Below are 3400 nucleotides of genomic sequence, written 5' to 3'. Positions count from 1 at the left end.
TGCCGAAAGGACAGGGGAAATTGTGCTATGAACGTGGGTCAGATTTCGTTGCAAATTCGTGGGGAAGCTGGGTCAATTTTCAGTGCAAATTAACAGTGGTGGGAAAAGACGGTTGAGTACGCATACGTCGCTCTGATGTATAGGGATTCTTTTATCGCGCCTCTGGATGGCAAACACGAACTATTCGGCGATGCCATTGGAAGCTTGAATCGATCTGAATGGTTTCTAATTGAATTTAAGCGTGGCACTAAAGATTTCAGTTCCGAACGTAAGAAGTTTGTTGGCATGATTGATGGAGCTGAGAACCCCTTCTTATCTGAGTTGTTACTGGAAGTAGAAGAGTTTAGGCGATCAGAGTTGCCTGGCACGCATGAACCGCATTACTTTGTTTATGCGACTGGGATACTGGAAAAGTCACTTGCATTGTCAGCACGCCCCTACTGGGGGACCTGGGCATCAGGTATAGATGACCTTTCGGACGTCCGATTGTCACAAGACACTCGATTGCGAGGCTGCCGGCGCGACCTTTTCAACGCCTACCTTCGGTCCCTACTTTTAGCAAAGACTGCCGGCGTCGAACAGGTTTCAGGGGGGATGCTTGGCGCTGTGATAGGGGTTAGTCCTCGGGACAACAGAATAGTCTGCATGTCTGTTTCAGATTATGCGACAGAGGTTTTGAAGTTCTTGCCGGAACCATCCCCCCCTCTCCCTAAGGCTCCATCACCATCCAACAATTATTCACGGCCGTCGGGTCCATCGCCCTGATCGTTCTTGCTACAATAGCGGCCAACAACGCCCGCCGCCACGCACTCCTTCTGGAGAAGTGTAAAAATGGCGGGCTATCTTTGAAATTTGCAGCTTGGAGCAATATCAAGCTGCGCGTCGTTTAAGCTCCGGTCGGCCACTCGTTCCCTTTAATTGGCAAATGTACACGACGTGTGACTGAAGCGACTTGCCGTCGATCTCAGTGCGCGAGCTTCAACCTTTATGCAGCAATTGAGCGTGAACTTGCCCTTCACGTCCAATCTCAATACCTTACCATTCCTAATAGGTATCAGCTATTGACGCGTAGCTTTGCCACTTGTTGCAGAAAGTAGCTCACCATTGCGCTCACCTCGCGCTGCTCTCGAAACCTTGTGTCTTCGTCCGCGTCCTGCAATCCAAGGAAGTTGGCCACGGTAGATGGACCGTCCTTGCGAAAACCTGGAATGTCTCGCTCGTCGCAGAAGTGCTCCGTCAGCGCCGTCAGCGCGCTATCAATGGCGCCGGCGTGCATACCACCGGCAAGCCGCTCAACGAATGAAGCAGCAAGCGCATCCACACTCCCCGAGTAACGCATCACGTGAATCAAGTCCGCCGCGTCTTTGGGTTCGTGGCGCGTCTTAAATGCGAGCGCCTTTAACACGATGAAGGCCACGGCGTCCGCGTAGCGAATGGTCTCCTTAACGGTGCCGCCGTTATGCGGTAGATCGACGATGATCGACGTCTCCGCAAACCAATCGTGCGCAATACCAGCGTACAGGATCTGGCAAGCGGACACCTCCTCGCCGTCAATTTCCACGAGCCTGGCGCTCTGCTCTGGGTCATCCGTATGTTGCAGGAACTCGACTACAATCGAGGCGCCGCCAGCGGCGTACACCCATTGCCAGGAACTCGGTGGGCCTTCCGGATTAGGCTGATAGCGGATAAAGCCACCGCTTTTCAGCTGCCGCTTCAACTTATCATATGTGCCCTTCGCGGCAAGCACCGTGATGTTGAGAACGACGTCCACGTCCGTCGTGCCAGCATGCGCCGGGACTTCCGGCGGCAGCGCGGGCGTCAAATAGCGTGGGACCAATCCGCCTACGAGTCGCAAATCGTCCTTCAAGGAGCCAAACGCGCGCAGTAGCGCAACGAGCGCGATCTCACATGCCTTGGTGTGATCCGTACTGTATTCCGCCGCGGTCTTATGCTTCATGTTCACGAGCTTTTTCCTATCCTAAGGACCCGTTGACGGAATTCGTCCGCGAGCTCTTTGTTGCGGCCGTAGCCGTTGAGAAGATCCAGATACTGGATGAATCGGCTGGCAAAACGGGAACGAGGGCGTTCGGGGTGCTCGTCCGGGAACAGAAGGGAGGCCCCTGTGCGTTCAATCAGCACGACGTTGGCGCCTTTCTCCGCTTGCGACCACCCCATGGCAGTTGCCAACTGCTCCGCTTCGCCTGGTTGAACGATGACCTCCACCCGATCGACGTTGGTCAGTCGCGGAACAATCGCGTTGGCGGCAGCTGCCCCGGTGATGGCCCATTCCACGGGTTCCGAGTAATGGACAAACCTCTCAATGACGCAATCGACAATGTTCCCGCTCGGAGCATAAGCATACCAGCGTGTCTTCGCTTCCCGTCGCCTGGCCCAATCCTCAGCCCAAGCATCCAGGAGCGCGGCAGGATCGCGCACGCGACGGCGCTGGCTCGGGCCACTGCCTTTGGATTCCACAAGGTCAAGCTGCTCCAACGCCTGCATAGTACTCGACACGGTATAAGTCGAGACATGCGAGAGATAGGAAAGCATGCCGCCAGAGACATATTCTTCGTTGGGATTGGTATACCAATGGTGGAGCAGGGCATGGACGACCCGTTCACGTGCGCCGCGAAACACAGCGAGCTCCTTTTTGCGTGATGGGGGTCGCGGTGCGCGTTCAATATCGACTAACCAGGTGAGATGCCTAAAATATAGAGTTCCGCTCTGATCGTAGTAATTGATGCCCGCTTCCCGCAGCGCCTCGCGTGCACCTGGGCTAATCGCATCAGCGATCAGGAACAGTTCAACTTTATCCTCGCGCGGGAAAGAAGCGCGATATTCCTTCAGTTGGCTGATCGCCATTCGGATGTCGCGTGGATAGGCGACGCGCTTGAGTTCGATGGCCAGTAAGCAGTTGCCACCGGCCGGCGTCTTCGCTTCCAGCACCACATCTATCTTTGCATGTTCACGTTGTTCACCAAATTGCGCGGCTTGCTCGATATGTTCGATGTCGAAGCCAGTCGCGCTCTGGAGCGAACCAGTAAAATCATGCAACAGAGAAAGTTCAACTTTATCCATACTTTGCATATTAGCTGCGCAGCTAATATAGCGCAACCCCCTAATTTAGACGAAGAGCGAAGATTAGCTGGACAGCTAATCTTGCCCTCAAGGGGCCAGAAGTCTATGCAGAAAATGGCCTAGCCTCCTGCGACAAAAACGATGGTCTCGTTCCCCCTCCTATCCCGGAATCAGAACCATAAAGCCCAACACAAAGGCGTTCGTCGCCTTCTAATTGAAGATTTGGATGTTAATTTGCACTGAAAATTGACCCAGCTTCCCCACGAATTTGCAACGAAATCTGACCCACGTTCATAGCACAATTTCCCCTGTCCTTTCGGCA

At 54.1% G+C, this 3400-nt stretch carries 2 protein-coding genes; both read right to left on the bottom strand.

The genetic code is table 11. The features are described 5' to 3' along the window. Window positions 1-1054 precede the first annotated feature (1054 nt). Window positions 1055-1957, bottom strand: coding sequence for a hypothetical protein (locus H597_RS0116410; protein WP_028103088.1), 903 nt, complete (start codon window positions 1955-1957; stop codon window positions 1055-1057). A 2-nt stretch (window positions 1958-1959) separates the two neighbouring features. Then, entirely contained in the window at window positions 1960-3087 is a 1128-nt protein-coding gene (locus H597_RS31250) for a type IV toxin-antitoxin system AbiEi family antitoxin (RefSeq protein ID WP_083941141.1), read from the bottom strand. Between the last annotated feature and the right edge of the window lie 313 nt (window positions 3088-3400).

The sequence above is a fragment of the Pseudoduganella violaceinigra DSM 15887 genome (genome assembly GCF_000425385.1).
Lineage (GTDB): Bacteria > Pseudomonadota > Gammaproteobacteria > Burkholderiales > Burkholderiaceae_D > Rugamonas > Rugamonas violaceinigra.
The sequence above is the reverse complement of the archived record's forward strand: the minus strand, read 5'-3'. Positions and strand labels throughout refer to the sequence as shown.